At 60.2% G+C, this 24,883-nt stretch carries 24 protein-coding genes, 1 tRNA gene and 1 pseudogene; 16 read left to right on the top strand and 10 right to left on the bottom strand.

The window, feature by feature from the left end:
• Positions 1-88 precede the first annotated feature (88 nt).
• The 5 genes and pseudogenes from G3T16_RS15310 to G3T16_RS15290 all read left to right on the top strand — a co-directional run bounded on the left by G3T16_RS15310 (position 89) and on the right by G3T16_RS15290 (position 4,343).
• Positions 89-1,309: a helix-turn-helix domain-containing protein gene (locus G3T16_RS15310; protein WP_163495994.1), complete on the top strand. Its 1,221-nt coding sequence runs from the start codon at positions 89-91 to the stop codon at positions 1,307-1,309.
• A gap of 34 nt (positions 1,310-1,343) precedes the next feature.
• A complete protein-coding gene (locus G3T16_RS15305) occupies positions 1,344-1,973 on the top strand; it encodes a Vgb family protein (protein ID WP_163495993.1) in 630 nt (209 codons plus the stop codon).
• A gap of 184 nt (positions 1,974-2,157) precedes the next feature.
• Positions 2,158-3,033, top strand: a complete 876-nt coding sequence (aguB, locus tag G3T16_RS15300; RefSeq protein ID WP_163495992.1) for an N-carbamoylputrescine amidase — start codon at positions 2,158-2,160, stop codon at positions 3,031-3,033.
• Positions 3,030-4,126, top strand: a pseudogene (gene aguA, locus G3T16_RS15295) (agmatine deiminase). The gene aguB and the pseudogene aguA overlap by 4 nt, the downstream one beginning before the upstream one ends.
• A 140-nt stretch (positions 4,127-4,266) precedes the next feature.
• Positions 4,267-4,343: transfer RNA gene (locus G3T16_RS15290), tRNA-Met, on the top strand.
• Between the two features lie 34 nt (positions 4,344-4,377).
• Here the strand turns inward: G3T16_RS15290 and G3T16_RS15285 are convergent.
• From G3T16_RS15285 to G3T16_RS15250, 8 genes are all read right to left on the bottom strand, one after another.
• Positions 4,378-5,511, bottom strand: a complete 1,134-nt coding sequence (locus tag G3T16_RS15285) for a tyrosine-type recombinase/integrase (RefSeq protein ID WP_163495991.1) — start codon at positions 5,509-5,511, stop codon at positions 4,378-4,380.
• A gap of 317 nt (positions 5,512-5,828) precedes the next feature.
• Positions 5,829-6,593: a phage integrase N-terminal domain-containing protein gene (locus G3T16_RS15280; RefSeq protein WP_232059106.1), complete on the bottom strand. Its 765-nt coding sequence runs from the start codon at positions 6,591-6,593 to the stop codon at positions 5,829-5,831.
• A gap of 1,144 nt (positions 6,594-7,737) precedes the next feature.
• Complete coding sequence (locus tag G3T16_RS15275; RefSeq protein WP_163495990.1) at positions 7,738-8,145, bottom strand: hemerythrin domain-containing protein; 408 nt, start codon at positions 8,143-8,145, stop codon at positions 7,738-7,740.
• Positions 8,142-8,588, bottom strand: a complete 447-nt coding sequence (locus tag G3T16_RS15270; protein ID WP_163495989.1) for a CopD family protein — start codon at positions 8,586-8,588, stop codon at positions 8,142-8,144. Before G3T16_RS15270 ends, G3T16_RS15275 begins: the two co-directional genes overlap by 4 nt.
• Before the next feature lie 431 nt (positions 8,589-9,019).
• Positions 9,020-9,769 carry an NnrU family protein gene (locus G3T16_RS15265; RefSeq protein WP_163495988.1) on the bottom strand — a complete coding sequence of 250 codons (750 nt, stop codon included), beginning with the start codon at positions 9,767-9,769 and terminating at the stop codon, positions 9,020-9,022.
• 310 nt (positions 9,770-10,079) lie between these two features.
• Entirely contained in the window at positions 10,080-10,232 is a 153-nt protein-coding gene (locus G3T16_RS15260) for a CBS domain-containing protein (protein ID WP_232059105.1), read from the bottom strand.
• 35 nt (positions 10,233-10,267) lie between these two features.
• Positions 10,268-11,212, bottom strand: a complete 945-nt coding sequence (locus G3T16_RS15255) for an HPP family protein (protein WP_163495986.1) — start codon at positions 11,210-11,212, stop codon at positions 10,268-10,270.
• A 423-nt stretch (positions 11,213-11,635) separates the two neighbouring features.
• Positions 11,636-12,043 carry a GreA/GreB family elongation factor gene (locus G3T16_RS15250; RefSeq protein WP_163495985.1) on the bottom strand — a complete coding sequence of 136 codons (408 nt, stop codon included), beginning with the start codon at positions 12,041-12,043 and terminating at the stop codon, positions 11,636-11,638.
• A 413-nt stretch (positions 12,044-12,456) separates the two neighbouring features.
• Between G3T16_RS15250 and G3T16_RS15245 the strand changes: the two genes are divergently transcribed.
• From G3T16_RS15245 to G3T16_RS15235, 3 genes are read left to right on the top strand one after another with little or no spacing between them, the layout of a single operon-like run.
• The gene (locus tag G3T16_RS15245; protein WP_163495984.1) at positions 12,457-13,344 is read left to right on the top strand and encodes an MOSC domain-containing protein; all 888 of its coding nucleotides are present in this window, start codon (positions 12,457-12,459) and stop codon (positions 13,342-13,344) included.
• 12 nt (positions 13,345-13,356) lie between these two features.
• Positions 13,357-13,815 (top strand): RidA family protein, encoded by a 459-nt coding sequence (locus tag G3T16_RS15240; RefSeq protein WP_163495983.1) that lies wholly within the window; start codon positions 13,357-13,359, stop codon positions 13,813-13,815.
• 2 nt (positions 13,816-13,817) lie between these two features.
• Positions 13,818-14,345 carry a DUF6306 domain-containing protein gene (locus G3T16_RS15235; RefSeq protein ID WP_163495982.1) on the top strand — a complete coding sequence of 176 codons (528 nt, stop codon included), beginning with the start codon at positions 13,818-13,820 and terminating at the stop codon, positions 14,343-14,345.
• On the opposite strand, the gene norR is transcribed toward G3T16_RS15235, so the two are convergent.
• Together norR and G3T16_RS21215 are read right to left on the bottom strand one after the other, a co-directional pair.
• The gene (gene norR, locus G3T16_RS15230; protein ID WP_197911701.1) at positions 14,338-15,492 is read right to left on the bottom strand and encodes a nitric oxide reductase transcriptional regulator NorR; all 1,155 of its coding nucleotides are present in this window, start codon (positions 15,490-15,492) and stop codon (positions 14,338-14,340) included. The genes G3T16_RS15235 and norR overlap by 8 nt on opposite strands.
• Positions 15,399-15,878 (bottom strand): GAF domain-containing protein, encoded by a 480-nt coding sequence (locus G3T16_RS21215; RefSeq protein WP_197911700.1) that lies wholly within the window; start codon positions 15,876-15,878, stop codon positions 15,399-15,401. The genes norR and G3T16_RS21215 overlap by 94 nt, the downstream gene beginning before the upstream one ends.
• A gap of 158 nt (positions 15,879-16,036) precedes the next feature.
• Between G3T16_RS21215 and G3T16_RS15225 the strand changes: the two genes are divergently transcribed.
• The 8 genes from G3T16_RS15225 (at position 16,037) to G3T16_RS15190 (ending at position 24,854) form a co-directional block, all read left to right on the top strand.
• Positions 16,037-16,975 (top strand): multicopper oxidase domain-containing protein, encoded by a 939-nt coding sequence (locus G3T16_RS15225; protein WP_197911699.1) that lies wholly within the window; start codon positions 16,037-16,039, stop codon positions 16,973-16,975.
• A gap of 13 nt (positions 16,976-16,988) precedes the next feature.
• Positions 16,989-17,687 (top strand): c-type cytochrome, encoded by a 699-nt coding sequence (locus G3T16_RS15220; RefSeq protein WP_163495981.1) that lies wholly within the window; start codon positions 16,989-16,991, stop codon positions 17,685-17,687.
• On the top strand, positions 17,684-18,043 hold the full coding sequence (locus G3T16_RS15215; RefSeq protein ID WP_163495980.1) for a c-type cytochrome: 360 nt from the start codon (positions 17,684-17,686) through the stop codon (positions 18,041-18,043). The genes G3T16_RS15220 and G3T16_RS15215 overlap by 4 nt, the downstream gene beginning before the upstream one ends.
• Before the next feature lie 6 nt (positions 18,044-18,049).
• Positions 18,050-19,102, top strand: coding sequence for a multicopper oxidase domain-containing protein (locus G3T16_RS15210; RefSeq protein ID WP_163495979.1), 1,053 nt, complete (start codon positions 18,050-18,052; stop codon positions 19,100-19,102).
• A 199-nt stretch (positions 19,103-19,301) separates the two neighbouring features.
• Positions 19,302-21,278 (top strand): TonB-dependent receptor, encoded by a 1,977-nt coding sequence (locus tag G3T16_RS15205; protein WP_163495978.1) that lies wholly within the window; start codon positions 19,302-19,304, stop codon positions 21,276-21,278.
• Position 21,279: 1 nt separating this feature from the next.
• Entirely contained in the window at positions 21,280-22,839 is a 1,560-nt protein-coding gene (locus tag G3T16_RS15200) for a hypothetical protein (RefSeq protein ID WP_163495977.1), read from the top strand.
• Positions 22,840-22,882: 43 nt separating this feature from the next.
• Positions 22,883-24,034 carry an NnrS family protein gene (locus tag G3T16_RS15195; RefSeq protein ID WP_163495976.1) on the top strand — a complete coding sequence of 384 codons (1,152 nt, stop codon included), beginning with the start codon at positions 22,883-22,885 and terminating at the stop codon, positions 24,032-24,034.
• Between the two features lie 292 nt (positions 24,035-24,326).
• Positions 24,327-24,854: a hemerythrin domain-containing protein gene (locus G3T16_RS15190; RefSeq protein ID WP_163495975.1), complete on the top strand. Its 528-nt coding sequence runs from the start codon at positions 24,327-24,329 to the stop codon at positions 24,852-24,854.
• Positions 24,855-24,883: the final 29 nt, after the last annotated feature.

The following is a 24,883-nucleotide window of genomic DNA, read 5'->3' as shown; positions in this document are numbered from 1 at the left end:
CGGCTCCCTGCTTTCAAATGGGCGCATTTCCGTTTACAAATAGACAACTCCGAACTGTCAATTAGCCGAAGAATATGGCGGAAGTTGGATGGATTCGCTGATCACGGCGGCGGCGCGAGCACTCGCGGCGGGTGATCCGCTCGGCGCTCTGAATCAGGTCGCGCTGCGCGACGATGCACCTGCACTCGCGCTGCGCGGTATTGCGATGGCACAGCTTGACGATTTCGCCCGGGCGAAAGCACTCCTGCGCAGTGCCGCGCGCGCTTTTGGCCCCCGGGAAACCGTTGCCCGCGCACGATGTGTCGTCGCCGAGGCCGAAATCGCGCTGGCCTCCCGCGACCTGGGCTGGTCCCCGAAGTCGCTGGACGCCGCACGGGCGGTGCTGGAAGCGCGCGGTGACCAGGTCAATGCTGCCCATGCGCAGAATATAGGGATCCGGCGCCTGCTCCTGCTGGGGCAGCTCGAGGACGTCGAGCATGCGCTCGCCGGGATCAACTCCACGTTCTATCCGCCCGCATTGAAGGCCGCCCACGAATTGGTACTGGCGGGAGTTGCCATCCGCCGTCTGCGGACAGAGGCTGCGCGCGCTGCCCTTATCCGCGCCGAACGCGATGCCCAGCTGGCCGGTATCCCCGCGTTGATGGCAGAGGTCGAAAGCGCCGCAGTCATCTTGGGCACACCTGCGGCGCGCCTGTTAAAGAACGGCACGGAGCGTCTGCTCCTGCTCAAGGACGTCGCAGCGTTACTGGAATCCGACGCACTCGTCGTGGATGCGTGCCGCCATGCCATACGCGGCGCAGACACGGTAGTCTCGCTTGCAAGGCGCCCGGTATTGTTCACACTCGCACGGCTGCTGGGCGAAGCCTGGCCGGAGGATGTGTCGAGGGACACTCTTATTGCGCGAGCCTTCCGCACAAAATTTATCGATGATTCCCATCGCGTGCGCTTGCGAGTCGAGATCGGCCGACTGCGCAAACTGCTGCGGACTCTGACCGATGTAAGGGCGACCAAACGCGGGTTTGCGCTGGTTCCGAGGCACGCAGAAGAGATCGTCGTGTTGGCGAGACCCGTGGAAGAAAAGCATGGGGCGGTGCTCGCCCTGCTTGCCGACGGTGCCTCCTGGTCGAGTTCAGCCCTGGCACTCGCGACGGGAGCCAGCCAGCGCTCCGTGCAACGGGCCCTCGAGTCACTGGCAGACGCGGACAAAGTCCAGTCATTCGGCCGCGGGCGAACGCGCCGCTGGATGCTTCCACCGGTACCGGGATTCACGACAATCTTGTTACTCCCCGCTTCGCTTCCGGGTAGCTAGGATAGCCACACCCCCCAATGAAGAGGAGAGCAGCATGAAACAGTCAACAGCCCACATCATCAACGAGTATGGCCCCTTTCCGAATGTCGACGCCGTGCATGGGGTCACCTACGACGGCGCGCAGATCTGGTTCGCCAGTGGAGACAGGCTCAACGCCCTCGATCCGGCAAGCGGGAAGACGCTGCGCACAATCGACGTCACCGCGGACGCCGGCACCGCCTTCGACGGCCAGCACCTGTTTCAGATTACCGCAGACCGCATCCAGAAGATCGACCCGGGCAGTGGCCGCGTGGTCGCCACCATCCCGGCACCCGAGGGCAGCAATTCGGGGCTTGCCTGGGGCGAAGGAGCGCTCTGGGTAGGCCAGTACCGGGACCGCAAGATCCATGAAATCGACCCGCAGACGGGTGCAATTCTGCGCACCATCGAGTCCAACCGCTTCGTCACCGGGGTCACCTGGGTCGACGAGGAGCTATGGCACGGCACCTGGGAAAACGACGAGAGCGACCTCAGGCACATCGATGCGCGCACCGGCGAGGTACTGGAAAAAATCGAGATGCCGCCGGGCGTGGGTATATCAGGGCTTGAGTCCGATGGCCGGGGCCAATTCTTCTGCGGAGGAGGAGGGAGCGGTAAGGTGAGAGCCATCCGCCGTCCCGTCTGAACCGCCCGCCACCTTCCCCGGGGCGATCTGAAGAATCCGAACACGTTCGAGGGTCGCCCCGCCCTCCCCTGCAGAGTTATTCTGTTCGCCAGTCAAGGCGCGTTACACTATAGTCTCGCGTCGGTCAGTGCCCCCATCCCGGGCCGGACTGCACGTACACAACATCAGCACAGGAGACCCGACAATGGCGCGCATGATAACGGTCGCCGCGACCCAGATGGCCTGTTCCTGGGACCGCGAGGCCAACATTGCCCGGGGCGAACAGCTGGTGCGCGAGGCCCACGGCAAGGGCGCCCGCATTATCCTGTTGCAGGAGCTGTTCGAAACCCCCTACTTCTGCCAGAAGCCCAACGAAGACTACATGCTGTTGGCCACGCCGCTGGAGGACAATCCCGCGGTGCGGCATTTTCGCCAGCTGGCCGCGGAGTTGGAGGTTGTGCTGCCGATCAGCTATTTTGAACAGGCCGGCCAGGCCCGCTTCAACTCGGTGGCCATCATCGACGCCGATGGCACCGTGCTGGGCAACTACCGCAAGAGTCATATTCCCGACGGGCCCGGCTACCATGAAAAGTTCTATTTCAACCCCGGTGACACCGGCTTCAAGGTCTGGAAAACCCGCTACGCCAGAATTGGTGTGGGCATCTGCTGGGACCAGTGGTTTCCGGAAAGCGCCCGCAGCATGGCCCTGCTGGGCGCCGAAATACTGTTCTACCCCACCGCCATCGGCAGCGAGCCCCACGACCCCTCCATCCACTCCCGCGACCACTGGCAGCGGGTGCAGCAGGGGCACGCAGGCGCCAACCTGATGCCGCTGGTGGCGAGCAACCGGATCGGTTGCGAGGTACAGGAAGACAGCGACATTACCTTCTACGGCAGCTCCTTTATCGCCGATGCGCAGGGCGCCAAGGTACAGGAAGCCGACGACGACAGCGAGACGGTGCTGGTGCAGGCCTTCGACCTCGACGAGGTGGAGAAGCTGCGTACCGCCTGGGGCGTGTTCCGCGACCGCAGGCCGGCCCTGTACCAGCCCATCAACACCCTGGACGGGATCAACACATGAGCGCAAAGGCGACGCCCCGGGCCGCCGGCTTCTACATGCCGGCGGAATGGGCTCCCCAGGATCAGGTCTGGATGTTGTGGCCCGAACGGCCCGACAGCTGGCGCATGGGCGGCAAGCCCGCACAGGCGGCGTTTATCGCGGTCATCCGCGCCATCGCCCGCTTTGAGGCCGTTACCGTGGGCGTCTCGGCCGGCCAGTTTATCAACGCCAGCGAGCAGCTCGCCCAGGACGCCAATGTGCGGGTGGTGGAGCTGTCCAACAATGACGCCTGGATGCGCGATGTGGGCCCCACCTTCCTGGTCGACGGCCGCGGGGGACTGGCCGCCGTCGACTGGGAATTCAATGCCTGGGGGGGCCTGGAGGATGGACTCTACTTTCCCTGGGACCTGGATAACCAGGTCGCCCGCAAGGTCGCCCAGCTGGAGCGGGTCGTACGCTATCCGACTCCGGACTTCGTGCTGGAGGGCGGCTCCATCCACGTCGACGGCGAGGGCACCCTGCTCACCACCGAGGAATGCCTGCTCAATCCCAACCGCAATCCCCACCTGAGCCGGGAGCAGATCGAAGACTACTTGCGCAACTACCTGGGCGTCGACACCATCCTGTGGCTGCCCCGGGGCATGTACAGCGACGAAACCAACGGCCACATCGACAATTTCTGCTGCTTTGTGGCGCCGGGCGAAGTCCTGCTGTGCTGGACCGATGATCCCGATGACCCCAATTACAGCCGCTGCGCCGAGGCACTGGCCGTGCTGGAAAGCAGCACTGATGCCCGCGGCCGCCAGCTGCGTGTACACAAGATGCCGATTCCCAGCCCGATTGCCGCCTCCGAGGAAATCTGTCAGGGCGTGGACAGCGTGCCCGGTTCCCAGCCGCGCCTGCCCTACACCCGCCTGGCCGCCTCCTACGTGAACTTCCTGATCGTCAACGGCGCCATCATAGCCCCGCCTTCGATGACCCGCAGGATGCCACCGCGGCGGCCATCCTGCGTGAGCTGTTCCCGCAGCGGGAGCTAATCATGTTGCCGGGCCGGGAGATCCTGTTTGGCGGGGGCAATATCCACTGTATTACCCAGCAGCAACCGCGCCCCTGAAGCCCGCAGTCACCGCAATGGAAGCCGCCCAATTGCGCCGCTGAAGCAGCGCCAGCACACCCCGGAACCGGGCTTGACTTGGCAGGGCAAAATGGCGAAAATGCGCGCCTTCTCGGGACCGAGGTCCCAGTGCCCCCTGTGGCTACGTAGCTCAGCTGGTTAGAGCACAGCATTCATAATGCTGGGGTCGGTGGTTCAAGTCCACCCGTAGCTACCACTTTTTCCTTTTTAAATCAAAAACTTACAAAATCTCAAATCGCTCTGAGATTCTCCCTCCTCCCGATTGCGGGAGATTTGCGGGAGTTTACATTGTTGATCAAGGTCAGGGTCGGTGCCGAGGTACCGGACCAGCTCACTTTTTCCACCGCCTCGATCAGTTCCCCGATTTCAGCGGCGGAATAGTGCGTCGTGATCTGGCCGTTCTTGTGGCCCAGGAGCACCTGCCGGGTTTCATGACTCACGCCCTTGGCCCGTAACCGGCGACCGAAGGTATGCTTCAAATCATGGACCCGCACCTGCGGCAATCCAGCCTCCTCCCGCGCGCGGCGCCAGGCCTTGGTGTTGATGCGATCCACCCGTCGGCCCTTGGCATAGGTAAACACATGCTCCGGGTTCCTGCCGCGCTGACGATTGATCACCGCCCGTGCTTCGGCATTCATCACCACTAGTCGATCCTCCCCATTCTTCACGCCGCCACCCGGGACCACAAACACGCTGGTTTTCAGCTCGGGAATCGGTATCTCCCACTCCCACCGCAAACCCACCACTTCCTGCTCCCGCGTTCCGGTGTTGACCTTGAACAACGCCATTTCCCTAAGGTGACCCGGCAACCGCGCAAACAACCTCGATTGCTCGTCCCACGACAGGGGATATGGCTTGCGGGCATCGTCACACTCAAGCATTTGCAGCAGGGGCGCGGTTTCAAGCCAGGTCAAACCGGACTCATCCCGCCACAGGCGGGCGGCCAGAGTCAGAATGCGCCGCACCACTGCCAGATCGCGATTGATGGTGTTGGCTCGCATACCCTGCTTACGACGATGCCGTATAAACGGCTCCAGCGTGCCCTGATGCACCCCCCGCAAAGGCAGATCGCCAATGTGCGGGTCCAGAGTCTTCAGGGACTGGGCATAGCGGCCAATACTGCGTTTATGCTGGTAATCCAGCAGAAACCTGGTGGCCGCCTGCCGAAAAGTACGCTCGATACGAATGCCGTAGACAGTCGCCTTGCGCAGCTCTTCCAACCGTCGAATCAGGAACCTTTCCGCCTCCTCGAGCTCGCTTGCGCCAGTGCTCTCGCGAAGTCGGCCATATCCCCTGACGCATTTATCAATGTGCCAGATGCCCTGGGTGCCTCTCTTGTAGAGGCCCGGGATTCGCTTTGACATAAGAGTTCTCCTCTATGCTTTGGCGAACACCCACAGCGGTTCTTATACTGCTCCGCCCAGGCGTCCATTTCAAGCCGGTCAAACGCAATGCCCTGCCTACCGATGGGAATTTCCGTCAGGCAGCTTCGGACCTCCCGGCGGAATCGGTTTTTATCCATCCCCAGATAAGCCGGGGCATCGCGCAGACGTATAAATCGAGGCAGAATCGAGATCATCTCAGCGCCCCAAATAGACAGCAGTGATCTGCTCTCTGACATGACCCAGCTCCTTACTGATGGCCAGGCGTGCCTGTAGATCCGCCTCCTGCTGGGCCGGGGTCAGATGCTTTTTATTGGGTCCGCCACCGTGGGGTGACGGCCAGCCGGTGAGTTCCAGGTAGCGCTGCTGGGCATAGGCGTGGCGCAGACCGTGCATTTTAGAGAGGCCGGCATTGGCCGTGTGGCGCTCGTAGATTCTGAGCTGCTCGATATAGCTGCGACCCCGGGGATCAGGGCGCCCACCCCGGCCAGGCGCTTGGCCTGTTCCAGCAGGGCGCGCTGCTCCCGGGTGCGGATGGGGACGGTGCGTTCCCGCCCGCCCTTGGTCCAGCTGGCTTTCAGGTGCAGGTGGTCCCCGCGATCGGCCCAGCGGGGCCGGATTTTTAGGGCCTCCTCCCGCCGCAGCCCGAACGCCTGCTGCAACCGCAGACTCATCCGCACATGTTCATCCTTGACCTGGTCAAGCTGTTCGCGGGCCAGGCCCTTGGCTTTACTGTCGTCGGACACAAACTGGCGGTCCGGTATCCCATAGAAGTCATTGGAACCAGCCACCACAGCCCGCTTGTTCACCTTCTCGGCCCACCAGCGTAAACAGCTCATGCGGTTCTTGATGGTGCCGGGGGAGAGGTTTCGCCCCCGCCAGTGCTCGACCAGGGCCCGGACATGCTTTTGCTTCAAGGACGTGGCCTGCAACTGCCGGAAGCCAAGCTCGTGCAACTGGTTGGCGATGGCGGTCAGTTGCCGTTCACGGCCGACCCGGGTTTCAAAGCTGCCTTCGTGGCTGTGCCTGCATAGCATTTTCAGTTGGTAGTTCAGGTCGCGCATAGTGCTGTATCCATAGGTGAGTGTTTCTGATCACCTGGCAACAGAAGCTGCGCAGGCCCGCTGGGCGGAACGATCACGGGACACCAATCCCGGTTGACCTGAATGTGTCTGGCCATAGACAGCACGGTGTGTTTTCGCAGAAAACTGGCCCGTGCAAACCAACGGTTATCCAGCCTGAGGCTGGGGTGGGATTACCTCCTGAGTGGAATGGGCAGAACGCGCTGACCGCCAGCGTGTTTGCGGGGTTGAAGAAACAGCGGTTGGCCGAGGACAAGGGCCCCGACAGAAACTGCGGCGTTTGAAAAAATCCCTGGAAGCGGGATGGATTGGAAGGAGCGGCGCCCAAGCTATAAGGCACCGTGGTGGTTCGAAGATGGACCCGGTCATTACTGACCGTTGCGTCGAGAACGGCCCTGAGCGACGCGTTCAGCAGAAGCCCATACTGGAATCTGCCTACCCCGATTGCGAATGCAAGGTGGGGTCTTCCTTGCCACTTTTCCGTAGTGGCCACGGGTAATTTCTAGTGCAGGAGGGACTCTACCACAACGGGTAATATGGCTGTCACAGAAAGCCCTGTCAACGGATGGCGGGGTAAAAAACCCCGTCAAAGTGCGGCGGGGTTTGTGGTTACAGTGTAACCACTTTGGGGAGAGACTGATTGCGTGGGAATGCGACAAGGCAGGCCGCGCCAGGCGAGTATTCGGCGAAGGAGCGGCTGTGAGTGATGCGGCGTTCCGGTGCGGGGACGGAGCGTTGCGCCCACGTCACTACCCGCTGCGCTTGGCAGTGACTTGGGCTTGGCATCGGCGCGCAGGCGACTACTGGAGGGCGTGAACACGCAGGTCGAGACAGCAATAACCGAAAACCCGTCATCGCCAGACGGGGTTTGGTGATTACCCTGAAACCGCTCGCGGCTCAGCGCGACGCAATCCGACGTAGTGCTACTGAAAACCCCGTCAGCTCTCGACGGACTAAGTGGTGCCACTGGCACCACTTACCGAACCCAGGGCGGACGGGGTTTTTGGTTGACATACCGATAATGTGGGATTGGGCGTTGTGGGGTGTGGGGTGTGAGGTGTGGGTTGCTTTGTTTGTAGGAGTAATTGATCGCGCCATGGCGAGGCAGTGGAACCGCCGCGGCGAGTCATTTAAGGTCAGAAGCGAGGATGAATGCCTCCAGAGTTTTATCAATGCCGTAAATATGCCGCGTCAGCCATTCGCGCAAGAACATTGCGGTCATTTCGCGAACGGCGGAATCGCTGATGTTCGACGCATCTATCTCTGCAAGTTGCGCCCGGAATTTTTCATGCGCGCGACAATGGGGTGCCCGCTCAGGAAAGGCGAGAGCCTCCATGTAGGCCTCTTCAAGCGCAAAATGTTCCTCTGCGTAGCGATGCAGTTCGGTCAGCACCTCACCCAGCTCCGCTTCACCCGCGAGAGCGTCCAGCAGCTCAAAAAGTCGTTGATGCTGTGTCTCCTGCCAGATCAGCTGACTACTGCTCGGTCGGACCGCCGTGCCATTAACTGTCGCTGTACCCCGCGCAATGCTCATGATAACAACCCCACACGGTAGCCAACACCAATGATTACAAATGCGACGGAGAACAAGGTGACGGCGACAATGTGCCAAGCGAGTGTGCCCAGGTTTTCTGCCGTGAGATGTGGAATGACACGAAGACGCGCGTGCGCAGCAAGTACCAGCGTACCCGCCAGCAGCCCCAGCTTGAGGACGATAGCGCGGGTGGCCGGGTTGTCCAGCTGGAGCCAGGTCGACGGCGGAGCAAGCGTCGTCGCCAGATACAGTCCGGAGGCCACCTGGATCAAGAGTACGGGTATGCCGACGCGCTCGAATCTAATCTCGAAGGCCTCAACGGCCACGGTGGATCGCTCCTTGAGCGCACCTGGCAGAATCCCCAGAGCAAGCACCAGGTGCCCTCCTGTCCAGACAGTCGCGCCGAGAACATGAAGTATCAAAACCGTCGCATAGGCGCTCATCCCAGGGCCCCATAGAACTTGGACTCCACTCTGCCACCGCGCATCAGTGGACGCCGCTGATTACGAGTATAAGTTGACGTTCTGAGGATTCCACCAAACGTACCTTCACGCGGAATTTTATGGCAGCGATTCATAGCGAGATTGCTGCACAGATCAATCATGTCGAACATCGCATCTCGCCCCTCAGTGTAGTCGCACTACTTCCAATGATTCAATTGATGCAGATCAATTGCGTGTATGCAGATGCTTCAAAATGAATGCAAAGAGGGTCGGTAAACTGATTTCCAGCCTGTTTATCTCTAGACAAGAAGAGCAGATTTCCGTCACGCGGTTCCTACCTTCCCGCTGCTTTGCTGATCAGCCAGAATGCGCCTGGCTAGGAGAGGAGCGCCACATTCGGCCGGCTTTTGAACACCGGCCTGCCACAGGTCTCAATTGAACGTTGCGAATAAGCCCATTGGTAGCGCTGACACACCGATCACCACGGGGTGAATCAGCAGGATTGCGGCATAAGCGATCAGGCCAAGCAGCAGGCGACCCCAGGGTACGCTGCCCCAAGCGGGCCGCCAGCGACCGGTCACCATGGCCGCCCCCGGTACGAGCGAGGTGTTGACCGCCAGCGCTTGCCAATGAGCTCTACCGAGGGCGGCCTTGCGGCTGCTATCTACGAGGCGCATGCCGTAGATGGAAAAAGCGGCCAGCGGCAGGAACAGCAACAAGGTCGCCAGTTCGCCGTTCGGCACGACATGAGCACCGGCCCACAGCGCCAATGCGAGCAGCAGAGGGTGCCGACAGAAACCAGCGGCGCCCGGAGCCGAGGGCAGGAAGCGCTCATTCCCCGCACCGCCAAAGCTCAATGGGTTGGGTGTTCCAACCGCAGCTGCAATGAGGAGGCAGACAGGCAGCATGGTCACAACCGTAACCCAGGGCTGCCATGGCGCGTAGTACCAAAGCACGACGACCGGGGCAGCGAGCGTGGCCGCGATGAGCCACGCAAGCAGAACCAACGACAAGAGGCTGTAAAGGGCCGTGAAGCCGCGCTCCCCTAGCCTTTGCACCAGCGCAGCACGGAAGACCGGCCGAGCGAGCCAGCGATGTGACAGCACGAACAACGTCAATGCCAGTACCGGCTGCCACCAGCCACCAAGGAGCTGCACATTTGAGTCGAGCGTGAATGTCATGCGTTGTTCAGCATCCTTTTAATCGTGAGATTCGTCAGCTCTTCGCCAGACCGGATGAGGTGCTGGATGCCGGTCACAACAATTTTAAGGCAACTCTGATTAGCTCCAATCATGGCTCACAATAGGCACCACCACAATCGTGCACAGGACTGATACCGCAGGACTCAATTTCTGAAGCCGGGTTCGATAAGTACACTCTCTCCTCCCCAATGCGGGCAACATCAAGCGCCACCAGTACTACCTGCATGAAGGGGCCGCCACTCAGCGTGAGATGCTCGCTCTGGCGCCTGAACTGCTGCTGCCTGCCAGATTAATCCGAAAATGCGCGGTCGTTGCGCGCGATATGCTCTGCGAGCACGGCCAGGAGATCCGACCGGGTGACTACACCCACCAGTCTTTCGTCAGCATTGATCGGCACCGCCTGTACACCGTGGTCCGCAAGCAGGGGAATGAGAGCACCCACGGGCGTCGTATCCTTAACGGAGATGACAGGGGTGGTCATGATGTCAGCGGCGCGTCCCTGCCAGCGCATCGTCGCGCGGGGTGTGCGGCCAAAGAGGGTCGCGGCACGGGTTTGCGGGCGGCAATGGCTCGCTGTATGAAGTCGTTCTGGGAAATGATACCCGCAATCCTGGCGTTCTCGTCCACCACCGGCAGGGTTTTGAAATGGTGCTCGCGAAACAGCGCCGCGACCTGGGTAAGAGGTGTACCTGAACTCACAGTCACCAGGTCCCGTGACATGACGTCGGCGCAGGTGAGGTTGCCAACTTTCTTCGTCGCAAGGGTTTCCTCCGCCGCGGCCAACAATTCTGCAAGGTCTTCGAGGCCGATGTTGGTGGACTGCCGAAAGCGCTGCACGAGCTGTTGCAGCTCTTCTGGTTCAAGTCCCAGGCGGAGCAGCGGGTCAGGATCGGTGGTGCCGTGACGGCCCGGTTCTGGATAGTGCCCGAGTGGGTAAGTGCGACCGGTGAGACGGTGGAACAGCATGGCCGCGACCACCAGCAGCAGCGTGTCCAGAAGAATCGGTGCCAACACGAAGCTATAGGCCAGCTCCACAACCGGGTCGCCGGCGAGCATGGTTGCCAGAGCGATGGCTCCGCCCGGCGGGTGCATCGCGCGCAACAGAGACATGGCAACCATGGCGCCGGCCACTGCCACACCCGCGGCGATGGGGCCGGAACCGCCCAACAAGAGGATTGTAACCGCTACGATACCTGACACCGTATTGCCGACCACCGCCGACCATGGTTGCGCCAACGGTGAATTTGGCAGGGCAAACAGGAGGAACGCGGTAGCCCCCAGGGGTGCAATGAGGAACAGCCCGCCGCCGCTGCCGGGCGCTCCGTCAGCCGCGAGCCAGGCCAGCATACTCCCGCAGAGGAAGAGTGCCAGTCCGGCACCGACAGCGGCGCGCAGCGCCTCTGCAGCGGGCGGCGCAGCCATCGCGGGGCCGACGGAGGCGAGAGCGTGCCCCAGGAATCGGCGGACTTTCAGGACAACAGAAGCTAGTTTTTGCACATTGGAATGGAGGCGGCAGCCTGCCGAGTCGGGAAAATTGGGGGCGAAGCTTAATCGAATTCGTCGAGGGAATACAGCTTGGCACCAACTTTACCCCGCACACCGACTGCCACCCCCCAACGAAATGCGAAAAAGACGAGGCCGGGCACCTGGCCCGGCCTCGTCGACACTTCAATCTCCGGATTTGCGCTTGTCACGTTTCTCGCGCCGTTTTTCCTTCAGACTTTTCTGTGCATCCTTCCTGGGTTTCTCTTTGCTCATGGTTTTAGCTTCCTCGAAAGACTCTACGCCGGACTGCCGCTGTCGTTCCGGACATCAATGAAAAAGATAGGCGGCAGAGTAAATGCTTCATGACGTCAGGCCCTCCCCATTCACACCGGAGACCGTCCCCTCATTATAGAGGATGTCGACAAGAAGAAATCGATACTCTCGACCAAGGAGATCCGCGTGAACGATATCCCCGACTTTGGCCCCAAGCAGGGCCGCTCCCAGCGGGGAAAATATCGAGATCAGGCCGCGATCTGGATCGGCCTTTTCGGCTGGTACGAGGGAAAACTGTGCATCCCCCTGATAGGACAAGTCTTCAACCCGTACGGTACCACCCAGCCGGGCCACGGCCTGGGCTCCGCCAGGCACGCCTTCACCATGTTTGAGGATTTCCAGTTGATCAAAGACTCTCGCCAGCTGAAAAGGCTGGCTGTATATCCGCAAACTGCTGCACATGTTGCGCAGCCGGGACAGGGAACTCGCTGTCATTTTCCAACTCCCACGCAGAACCATCTTCGACGCGTAAGCGCCAAGCACTACTTGCAAACTTGAATCGGAGAGAGAACTGCCAGGTGCCCACAGGCACCTGGCCTAACAGAGAAAGGTGGGGGTCTTGCCGAGCAACAGACTATACGTCGAGCAACGCATAGAGAAATATCCCTTAAAAAATAGCTTCAGACAGCCAGAAGCCAAGACCATAGCCCTTTTGTACAGGGAAAGCAAACCATTGGGCCTTTCTACTTGTCTCATCATGATTTTCCGGTATTTTCCCAATAAACTGTCTTCGAAATCGGGGGAAATTCGAACGGCATAGATCACTTTGGCTCGCACCCGGCGTACCAGTAGCAATCCCCTGCCTGCTACGGCATGCTGACTGTTGCTGATGGCGAGGAAATGCGGTTATGAGGATCGCGATTGTAAAGGAACTCTGGCGTTATCCGGTGAAGAGCTGTGGCGGCGAGAGCCTGAACAGCGCCCTCATCGGCGCGGGCGGCGTCTGCGGTGATCGCCACTGGTCAGTGTACGATCCCATCGCCCCGATCATACGCAGCGCCAAGCAATGGCCGCGTTTGCTGGAGCTGCGCGCTGAATACCTGGCTCCGTCATCCCTGGAGGATTATGGCAACGCCGTTGCGCCAGTACGACTGACGGCCCACGATGGCAGTGTCTACGAAAGTAGCGATTCAACAGCCTGCGATGATTGGCTGAGCCACTGGCTGGGCACCCCCGCGCAGCTGAAACCGAGAGCACCCCTTTCTGATAGTGCCTTTTACGCGCTGCCAAATGCGCGCACCGAGCAACAGATCGCTCGAGAGCTAGGTCTGGACCCCAACGAACCTCTTCCGCACTTCGCTGCGTTTGACGAGGACGTGGCCGCAGCACTACAGTTCAATGCCACACCACCGGGTTTTCTTTACGATGCCTTCCCAGTGCATGTACTGACCACGGACTCACTGCAGTTCCTCGAAAACGCGTGCAGGCTTGACGCGGACGTTCGTCGGTTTCGCCCCAATATCCTGCTGGAAATGATTTCACCCAGCTGCGCGACAACCGAACAGGGGTGGGTCGGTGCTACGCTGAAAATCGGGGGAGTCGCCCTGCAAGTCAATTCGCCGACATCGCGCTGCTCAATGCCGGGCCGTGCGCAGCCGGGCTTCGACCTGCGAGAGGAAAAGGGCCTCCCCAGGGCCATGGCGGAACATGTAGATCGCAATCTGGGCGTCAACGTCAGGGTCATCGAGCCCGGCACTATAAAAGTCGGTGACCCGGTGCAATTGCTACAACCATAACAAGGGATTCCAATGAGTATCGAACATATACAGCCCAGCGGACTTTTTCAGGTACAGGGCATGAGCCATGTTGTGGTGGCCACTGGCCGCACCGCCTACATCGCTGGCCAGGGCGCCTACGATGAGGAATTTCAGCTGGTTGGCCGAGGAGACCTGTTCACACAGGCCCTGCAAGCATTCAGCAATCCGCGTGTCGCCCTGCAGGCGGTCGGCGCCACACCGCAAAAGGTCGTCTCAAGCACAATCTACATTGTCGACCTGACCCCGGAAAAGACCGAGACGCTAGTTAAGGCAATGGGCCAGGCACTCGATGGCGAACCCTTCCCGCCCAACGCCTCCACCCTGGTAGGTGTCACCCAGCTGGCTTATCCAGAAATGTTGATCGAAATATCTGCAATTGCAGCGCTCGGAAACCCTACAGAATCCGAACAGACAACTAAATACGTTGCTACGCAAGGGTCAGGAGGCTAAGCATGACCAACTCGCCCCCGAACTCTAGCCCCTGCGGCTTGCCCGACACCGATCCCGCCTATAACGGGTTTCTGACCCTTGGTGAGATACAAGAGTTGCTCCTCAGCTTGCTCCATGCAGAGCGCGCTGGCGCACGTGTCTGCACACTGTCTCTCGTTGACGCCGTAACCGAAGTACAGCGGCAGCTGCTTGTCGCCATTCATGACGATGAGGTGGCCTCCTGTAAGCGGCTAATGCATGCCATGCGCAGCATCGGAGCCGCACCCGACCAAGAAGTCGGTGACTTTGTCGAAAAGTGCATGGAGATCCACGACTTCACTGCCAGGCTGCAGTTTCTCAACCGCGGCCAGCGTTGGGTTGCGAGAAAAATCACCGAGGCACTTCCGAAGATTCCCCAGGAAGCAGTATTGATGCAGCTGACCCCCATGCTTCGGGACCACGAGCGCAACATCGCTGCACTGGACGCGGCGCTGGAAGCCGGTGGCAGCGCCAGCCCCGACGAGACCTCCGCGAGCAACAACGTCAGCTGATATCCAGCCGCTGCAGCTGACGTACGAAATTGCCGCGGTCGATCCCAAAAGAGCGCGCAGTGGCCGCCTTGTTACCCTCAAAACGCTTCAGCCGGGCCAGGATCAGCCGGCGCTTGTAGTCGTCGACGGCCTCGTTCAACGGCACATCAATAGGGGGCTCAACAGGCGTGGCAGGGTGCAGAGTGGAACCGCTTGGCACCGCTTCCGCACCGAAATGCGACACATCCAGCTCGATTATCTGAGTGGAATCTTGCCCATCGCTCAGGGCGCGAATCACCGCTCGGGAGAGTGTGTGCTCCAGCTCCCGCACGTTACCCGGCCATGCGAAACCGCTCAGCCAGCGCTTGGCGACATGGGTCAGGCGCACACCACGTACCCCCATACGGTGTTGGTCCCGCTCCAGGAAAAAACCGGCCAAGGGCAGGATATCCGCGGGACGATCCCGTAACGGTGGCACCACCAGGGGATAGACACTCAAGCGGTGATACAGGTCCGGGCGAAAGCGTCCTTCGACGACCTCCTTTTTCAGGTCCCGATTGGTCGCAGCAATGAGGCGGACATCCACCCGGTGGTGCCCGTCACTACCGACTCGCTGTATTTCCCCATTCTGCAGCGCACGCAGTAGCTTGGATTGCACGGTAATCGGCAGCTCACCGACTTCGTCCAGAAACAGCGTACCTTCGTGGGCCAACTCGAACTTGCCTGTGCGATTTTCGGTTGCGCCAGAGAACGCCCCTTTCACGTGACCGAACAGTTCACTTTCGGCCAGAGACTCTGGCAAGGCAGCACAGTTGACATAGACCATCGGCTCATTGGCCCGAGTCGAGTGATGGTGCACGTAGTTCGCAATCAACTCCTTGCCAACACCGGTCTCACCCGTAATCAGAACGGTCAGATCTGAGGCCGCCACGGTTTGTGTCTCATTGATCAGCTGTGTCATTTGCTGGCTCTCTGCGATGATGTCCGTGGTAGCCCGATGCACGGATTGGCTGAGGAGGATTTTCTTGCGCCGCTCCAGCTGTTCCTCAAGGCGCTGGATCCAGCTCGCCGCTCTCACTGTCGCAGATGCGACACTGAGAAAAGCCTGCAACACATCGAGATCGAAATCATCGAACGCATTTGGGTCGAGAGCATCCAGGGTAACCACACCCCAGGGGTATCGTCGATATAAAGTGCGGCACCCATGCAGTCGTGCACGTAGAGATGGTCCTCAGCGTTGTCGATCAAACCGTCATAGGGGTCGGGCAGTTGAGAGTCGGCGGCGAAGCGAACCGGCTTGCGGCTATCCAGCAATTGAGCCAGACGCGGATGGTTCTGAATAACAAAACGACGCCCAAGTGCGTCCGGACTGAGTCCCTGGGCCGCCCGTGGAATCAACTGCCCTCCTTCCCGCTCCAAAAGGGCGATGGCGTCGCAGGGAAAGTTTCGCCGAACAACCTCCAGCAAACGCTGGAAACGGGTCTCCCGGGGCATTGATTGCGACAGATCTGCCACAATTTCAGCCAGGTCGGCAAAAGCAGGGGGTGCTGTCATAACGTCTCTACCATGTTATTTACACACGTTTATCGTGGTGTCTGAATAACATTGTATATCTGTATCCTGCTGAATATCAAAGATATTTTTATTGGCACGATTCTCGCTATGGAATAACCGCCAAGCATCAATCAGAAGCGGCAACCAAGGAGATCACCGTGAAATCATTACTGACCAGCCTCACCCTCGCCAGTGCAATCTGCGCCTCCCCAGTCCTGCTGGCGGAAACCATCAAGGTGGACATGACCGTCAAGGAAGTCGACGTCGTGGTCGACAACGCCGGCACCAAACAGGCCATGTGGACCTACAACGGTACGATCCCCGGCCCCCTGGTTCGGGTCAAACAGGGAGATGTAGTGGACTTCACCCTGCTTAACCACGCCGACAACGAGCAGAGTCACTCCATGGACTTCCACGCAGCGCGGGCCGATGTACTCGATGAATTCGAGTCCATCAAGCCGGGCCAGACCAAGCAATTCACTTTCAAAGCGGAATACCCGGGTGTCTTTATCTACCACTGCGGCTCCGATTCCATGGCCGAGCACATTGCACGCGGCATGTACGGTGTAATCATCGTCGACCCCGCAGAGGGCTACAGCGAAAACTTTCCCAAGGCAGATCGCGAGTATGTGTTAGTGCAGGGCGACCTGTTCGCACCGGGTACCTCCGCCGATGACATGAAAATGGGCAACGGCTGGAAAGGCGCACTGGTGAACGGCAGACAGTTCCACTACGACCCGGTGCACGATCCCAACGCCAGCCAGACTTTGGAAAGCCGCCCCGGCGAGCGTGTGCGCATCCACTTCGTCAACGCCATGATCAATGAAGCCGCTGCCTTCCATCCAATCGCCGGGATCTGGGAGCAGGTCTGGGACAACGGCAACCCGAAAAACGTGGCCTGGGGCTTGCAGACCGTGGAAGTGCCGCCGGCTCACGGTCTGACTCTGGACATCGTTAGTCCTGCAGACCGGCCCACCAACAACGCCCTGGTTGATCACCGCATGAAGCACGCCCTGAATGGCGCCATCTCGGTACTGATGAACCATGCGGATGCCGACCCGAAGAAGGGCCGCGGCGATCAGCAGCTGTTGCGCTGAAAGGAGGCGGAAGATGCGACTAAAACTTCTCGCCGGACTGCTGCTGACGGGTGGGCTGTTACAGCCCTCTCCCGGCGCTCTGGCAGACACCGGACAGTGGCTGCAGTCCGAATGCGGCAGCTGCCACGCGCTGGAGCAGCCTGATTACCCCGCACTGGGGCATGCGGAGCGACTGACCCGCAAGGGACCGCCACTGTACTACGCCGGTAACAAGTTCCACGCCGGCTGGCTGGAAAGCTGGCTCCAGGACCCGGTACGTATCCGCCCGGCCGGGGTGTTCCCCCCGGGGGCCGTTGTACCCAGCGAAGAGGGAGACCTGATTGACCCAGCTAATCTGGAGGAGCATCTGGTGCTGGACGCCAACCAGGCGAAGAAAGCTGCTGACTACCTGATGGCGCTGCGCCCCCACGACGAGCTGATTGCCGCCACTTCCTATGAGCCCGGCTCCGTCGCGCGCCGCATGGGCGAGCTGAATTTCACCAAGTTCAACGGCTGCGATGCCTGCCACAGTGACGGCCCCGGTTATGGCGGCCTGTCCGGCCCCGAGCTGTATACCGCGTGGCAGCGGCTACAGCCCGGGTTCATTGCATCCTTCATCGCCGACCCGGCTGCCTGGGACCCCCACACTTTAATGCCCAAGACGGGCCTGAACGACAGCGCCGTGGAGCGGCTCGCCAACTACCTGAAACTGATCGGGGAGGAAGCGCCATGAACTATTCAGCAACTCTGCTGGCCAGCCTGTTGCTGGCGGGCAGCCTGCCCGCCCTGGCGGATGACATCGAGCATGGCGAAAACCTGTACACCATCTACTGCACCCAGTGCCACGGCGTGACAGGTAACGGTGATGGCGTGAACGTTCCCGCCATGTCAGTGCAACCCCGCAACCATCGCGACCAGGGCGAGATGTCGGCGCGCACTGACGCCGAACTGTTCAAAGCGGTGAAAGAAGGCGGCAAGAGTATCAACAAGTCGGTGTTGATGCCGCCCTGGGGCGGCAATCTGAGCGATGACGACATCCATGCGCTGGTGCGCTATATGCGGCAGCTGTGCTGCGAATCCGGAGGTTGAGAAACAATGACCAGATACACACTCACATTACTATTGGCACTCCTGCTCGGGGCGGCGAATAGCTTCGCCGAACTGCGCCAGTTCGAACTCACTATTGACGAAGTGGAGCTGGATGTCGCGCCCGGTTTCAGTGCCAAGGTCTGGGGCTTTAATGGCCAGGTACCTGGGCCGCTCATCCACGTGAAGGAGGGAGACGAACTGGAAGTCACTGTTCAGAACAACTCCACACTCAACCACACCGTTCACTGGCACGGCGTCTACCAGACCAACACCTGGCCCCACGACGGCGTGCCAGATGTCACCCAACGTGGCATTGAGCCCGGCGACAGCTTTACCTACAAGTTCGTGGTCGACAAGCCCGGCACCCTTTGGTACCACTGCCACGTCAACGTATCGGAACATGTCGGTCTGCGCGGCATGTGGGGGCCGTTGATCGTCGAGCCGAAAAACCCCATTCCAGTGGAAAAGACTGTCACCAAGGACGCCATCCTGATGTTTTCCGGATGGAATTCCGAGGTGGCCAACGAATACGGGACCGGGGGCAAACCTGGCGAAGTCATCAACTACTTCTCCATTAACGGCAAGTCCTTCCCCATGACCCATCCACTGCAGGTTAAAGAGGGCGACGTGCTACGCCTGCGCTTGATCGGCGCCAGCATTCCCACCTCCTTCCACACGCACGGCCACGACATGCTTGTCACTCACAAGGATGGCCTGCCCCTGAAAGCGCCCATCGAGGCTGACGTGGTCGCCTTGCAACCGGGTGAGCGCTACGACGTAATCATGAAGATGGACAACCCTGGCCTATGGATGACTCACGATCACATCGAGCACCACACCACCAACAATGGCAAGGACCACGGTGGTTCCATGCTGGTCATTGAGTACCAGGATGTGGAGCGTCCTGAGTGGTATATGTGGAAGGATCACGAGGTGGAACGGGACTTCTACATGATCGAGTCCATGGCCAAGCCGCATGGTCTCCACGACATTGAGGCCTTCAAGGGGCAAGACCCGGATGCCGGACGGCGCCCGAGACGGCCTGTGCATGGCCATTGAACCTCTTGCCGTACCCGGGGCGCAATTAATGCCACGCTGCCTGCAAGCTTGCCTGCTGCTGTCGCTCACAGTCCCAATACCTGTGCTATCTGCCGCGCTCCCGCCGCTGGCAGCGAAGCCCGGGGCATTATCAGACTCCAGCTACCGCCCACGCCTTGAAGAAATCGTGGTGACAGCCACCCGCGAGGCCCGGAGTCGGATGGAGTTACCGGAGTCGATCGGCGTGCTGGACCAAAGCACGATTGAACAGGTCGCGCCTGGCCACCCGGCAGAGCTCCTCAACCGGCTGGCCGGGGTTCACGTCAACAACCTGGGCGGCGAAGGCCACATGACCGCAATACGTCAGCCCCTCACCACCGGCGGGGTTTACCTCTTCCTTGAGGACGGCATACCCACGCGACCCACCGGATTCTTCAACCACAACGGGCTCTACGAAATTGACCTGGCCCAGGCCCAGCGTATCGAGGTAACCCGCGGGCCCGGCTCTGCGTTGTATGGCTCCGATGCCATCGGCGGTCTAATCAACAGCATTACCCGCTCCCCTGGCGACACTCGCGAGGTGACCGGCACGCTGGAAGCTGGCGAGGACAATCGCTACCGCGGCCTGCTCTCCCTGAGCGGCCCCCTCGGGCCGCGGGATCGCGCCGGGTTACAGTTGAACCTCGCGGACAATCAGAGCTTTCGCGAGGCCACGGACTATCGGCGGACCTCCCTGACTGCACGTTGGGATCGCGAGTGGTCGCCGACCCTGACCACCAAGATGGTACTGGCGGGATCACGCATCGAGGAAAGCGGTGCCTCGCCATTGCAAGCCGAGGACTATCGGCAGCGCCCGACCAGCAACTACTTCCACGGCAATATCGGCTTTCGGGAGGTGGCTACCTGGCGCCTTTCCAGTGAACTGAACTGGGAACCCAGCGAACACCAATTATGGAGCCTGACCGGCTTCCTGCGTGACAACAGCATGGACCTGATGCCTGCTTGGATGCTCTCCTACGATCCCAATCAATACCGTGTGGCATTCCACACCGCCGGGCTGATGGCCCGCTATCGCCACCGGTTCAGCGAGTTCGATCTGGAATGGATCAGCGGCGTGGATGTGGACTTCACACCGTCCACCTACCGCGAACAGCGCCTGCTGTTGAAACGGCGCGGGCCGTTGATCCTGGACGCAAGACCCAGCGGCAGAACCAATTACAACTACGCCGCGGACCAACTGTCGGTGTCCCCCTACACCCAACTCGAGTGGCAGCCCCACCCGACACTGCGGCTCAGCGCGGGACTGCGTCACGATCGCTTTGCCATCGACTACAGGGACCGGCTGCCCAACGATGTCAGTGAGATCGGCGTATTCGAGCCGCTGCCGTTTCCCGCCCGGCACTACCGGCCTGACAGCCAGAAGGTCAGCTTCGAGCAGTGGAGCCCCAAGCTGGGCCTGGTCTGGGACTTCAGCACCCAACACAACCTTTACTTCAGTCACCGACATGCCTTTCGCGCCCCCACCGCTGGGCAGCTGTTTCGCAGTGGTGCCGTCGCCGACACCACCCACCTGCAGCCGGTCACAGCGGTCAGCAATGAACTGGGCCTGCGCGGACAGCTGGGTGCCCGTGTCGACTACGACCTGGCTTTCTACCAGATGCTTGTCGAGAACGACATTGTCAGCCTCATCGCCGACGATACCCGCCAGACCGTGAACAGTGGAGAGACCCGGCACCAGGGCATTGAACTGACCGTACGCGCGCACCTTACGGATCAGTGGACCGCCACGCTCGCCTGGAGTCACAGCCAGCAGGAATACCGCGATTTCGTGGCAGTGTGTGGTGCCGACACGTGCAACTTCGCCGGTAACGACCTTCCCCGTGCACCCGAAGACGTAGGCAATGCCAGCCTGGCCTACAGTGCGCCCGACAACCACTGGCGTATCGAATTGGAATGGGAATATCTAGGCCGCTATTTCACCGACGAGACGAACAGCCACCGCCACGCCAGCCACCAGTTGCTCAACCTGCGTGGCCAGCTGGAACTGACTCCCCAGATCGAGGTGTACGCCCGACTGCAAAACCTTACTGATCGCCGCTACGCCACCTATGTCAGCAATCAGGTCGGCTCGCCAGACCTGGAATACCGACCTGGCCAACCCCGCAGCGCCACGCTAGGCGTGAGGTTCCGGTACTGACATGAATCGCACAAACCTGATTCACGCCGGCCGAAGCTGGCACCGCCGACTGGGCTGGTTCGGAGCCCTGGCCCTGCTGGTTCTCGGTCTGTCCGGCCTCACTCATCCATTGATGACCTGGTTCGGCCCGCAGCAGGCAGTCTTCTTCCCGCCCCAGGGCCACTTCCAGACCGGCGACCTAGAGGCAATGTCCCGCGTCCTGGCACGCCAGGATATCGCCGAGGCAACACTCGTAAAGCTGCTACCGACTGCCGCGGGCAACCAGCTGCAGGTCACCGAAGCCGGCAACCCCGAGCGACGCTATTTCGATCTGGAATCCGGTGTCGAACGGGCGGGCTTTGATCGCCGGCAGGCCGAGTGGCTGGCCCGCCACTACACGGGTCTTGAGGCAACGGCGATCAGCGAGATTAGCCTACAGACGAATTTCGACAACGGCTACCCAGACGTCAATCGGTTGCTGCCAGTGTGGCGCGTAACCTTTGACACACCCGACCGCCTGACAGCCTACGTACACACCGAACTCAACGCCCTGGCCAGCCTGAGCAACAATTTCCGCACTACCCAGCAAGCGCTCTTTCGCAATTTGCACAGCTTTAGCTGGCTGGATGGCGTGGAACCCGTTCGAGTAGCCCTGCTGCTGGGTTTGTGCCTAGCCCTGATCCTGATGAGCCTGGCGGGCGTGATACTGGTCCTGGCTCTGCCCTCCCGCGCCATCCCCCAAACGCCCCGCCGCTGGCACCGCCGTCTGGCGCTGGGGCTATGGCTGCCGTTGCTGGCATTTTCCAGCAGCGGTCTCTATCACCTGCTGCACCACGCCGGAGAGGCCCAGGATACAACCGCGGCTTACCCAACGGCCATTGATCTGCGTGACTGGCCCTTTGACCAGGGCACCCAAATGCTTTCGGGAATATTTGCCGACCTGGGCGATAAGCCCCTGAACAGTGTCACCCTGTTGCAGGGTCCCGGGCACCAGCTGTACTGGCGACTCGGTCAGCCCAGCGGAAATCCGGGACAACACGTCGGTCACCACGGACGCTTCGACGGCACACCCACCGAGCAACCGGGTCGGCTGATAGCGGTGGGTTCGATAGCGCCCTCTAAACTGACCGATGAGGAGCTGGCTCGGCATTACGCCGCCGCTCACCTCAACCTGGACGCTGCGGCAATCAAGGCCACCCAGCTGGTAACCGCCTTCGGCCCCGATTACGACTTTCGCAACAAACGTCTGCCGGTCTGGCGGGTAGCGTATCAGGCAGACCAGGCCGGTACGGCGTTCATCGACCCCGCCAACGGCGCCCTGGTGGATCGGGCAGTACCGACCGATCGCTGGGAGGGCTACAGCTTCAGCCAATTGCACAAGTGGAACTTCCTCACCCCGCTGGTCGGCCGCCAGGCGAGAGACCTGTTGATGGTACTGGTGGTGCTGTGCCTGCTCTCCTTTGGGGGGCTGGGAGTGGCCATGCTGAAGCGCAAGAAACGGATTGGTAGTGGCACCTGGAATCCTCCTGCCAAACAAACGACGCCAATCGTCTGCGAAACCTCGAGATCCTGTATTCACTGACGATCTCGATGAGACACCACCATCACAAGGCTGTAGCAAACACATGCGCCCATTAGCACAATTATTCGCTTATCCATTCCGCATATTTTTTGCTTCGGCAGCCGCGTGGGCAGTGCTCTCAGTATCGCTGTGGGCACTACACATGAATGGCGTGGTGTCTCTGCCTTTCGCCCATGCCTCGCTGACCTGGCACCGTCATGAAATGCTTTTCGGGTTTCTCAACCCTGCCATTGCCGGCCTCCTGCTGACTGCGGTCTGTGTATGGACAAGTACAGAACGACTTCACGGCGCACCGCTGGCGCTGTTGTGGCTGATTTGGCTGGGCGGCCGCGTCACCGCCACCTTTGGAGGAGAGGGACTCGCGGGCTGGAGTATCGCGTTCGATCTTGCGTTTCTACCACTTGTTGCTTTCGACGCCGCTCGCCGCATAATCGGTGCCCGCCAGTGGCGACAACTGGTGTTGCTGCTTATTCTCTTTCTTCTCTGGCTGATGGAGATGGGGAGCCTGGTCGGGCAATCGGTCGTCTTTACCAATGGAGGTTTGGTTCTTGCCGGCGCCTTGATGCTTGTCGTTGGAGGACGTATCACACCCACCTTTTCGGCCTCCTGGCTGCGCACTCATGGGGGTAATGCGGAGAAGGTACGCTCCCTGCCTATTCTCGAGGGGGCCTTGTTGGTCAGCCTGTTTTTTCTTCTCGTCTCCACTCTGTTCGAGCATTACCTTATGGTGTCATTATTTGCCGTTGTTACGTCCGGACTGACACTGATCCGGCTCAGTCTGTGGCGGGGCTGGCTTGTCCGTGAGGAGCCGCTATTGTGGATACTACACCTATCGCTGCTGTGGATTCCCATAGCCTTGCTGTTACTGGCGGGCCATCATGGCCTGGGATGGCCCGCGACTGGCTGGCAGCATGCTCTCGGCATCGGGGCCATGGGCGGGTTGATTCTCGGTGTCATGACCCGAGTCGCCCTGGGGCATACGGGGCGACCACTGCGACTATTGCCCGGAATGGTGACGGCCTACGGTCTGATACAAGTAGCCGTAGCGGCGCGACTGCTGACCGTCTTTGCAGTAATCCCCTGGCAGTGGGGGATTACTCTATCCAGCTTCGCCTGGGTCGCCGCCTTCATTCTCTTTCTCTGGCGCTACCTGCCAGTGCTATGGAGTCCCCGAGCCGACGGCAAGGCAGGCTAAATCCTGAATCGTTGGCTCGCTCCCGCTATCGACCACAGAACCAGAAGTCCTGCCATCGACAATGCAAACGACGCACCCGATAGGCTACTCTCATTCCAGCACTCTCATTCCTGCGGTGTGTGCGATGCCCACCAGTTTGTTAGTATCGACACCGCCAAACGCTTTTCTGGAGAATGGCTCTTAGTCGAGTACAAGCCATGATTCCAGTCATTGTGAGCAGCCACCATCAGCTTTGTAATGGAGCTGTGCGTCACCTACGACACTGTCAAGGGCACTTCTCATGTACGCACCTATGAAGCGATTGCGCCGTGACCACCGGAACCTGAACAGGCTCTTTGATATGCTTGAAGAGCAGGTGGCACGCTACGACATGGATTCGACGATCGAACCTGACCTCCTGCTGATCCTGGATATCATTGCCTATCTGAACGACTATCCAAGAATCTATCATCACCCGCTGGAGGAAGAGGCAATCGCATTGATGGTTGAGCGGGATCTGGGCGACAAATCGGTCAACGATTTCATCCACGATCAGCATCAGACTCTGGAGCAGGCCACCGAACGTCTTTCGACTCTATTCAACATGATTGTCAATGATCAGCCTGTCCCCATAGAACAGACGCAGGAAGCTCTGGACAGCTACCTCGCAATGTCGCGCAAGCACTTGCAGACGGAGGAGGAAAGGCTGTTTCCCGTAATGGAGAAAGTACTCGGCGATGCCGAATGGCAGGTGGTGGCTTCGCGCCTACCCGAACGCCTGGATCCATTGTTCGCCGAAAGTCCCGATGATGCGTTTGTTGAGCTGAGGAGGAGAATGTAATTCGTATGGCTCTGAACAGCTAGATCCGC

Source organism: Kineobactrum salinum, assembly GCF_010669285.1.
Lineage (GTDB): Bacteria > Pseudomonadota > Gammaproteobacteria > Pseudomonadales > Halieaceae > Kineobactrum > Kineobactrum salinum.
The sequence above is the reverse complement of the archived record's forward strand: the minus strand, read 5'-3'. Positions and strand labels throughout refer to the sequence as shown.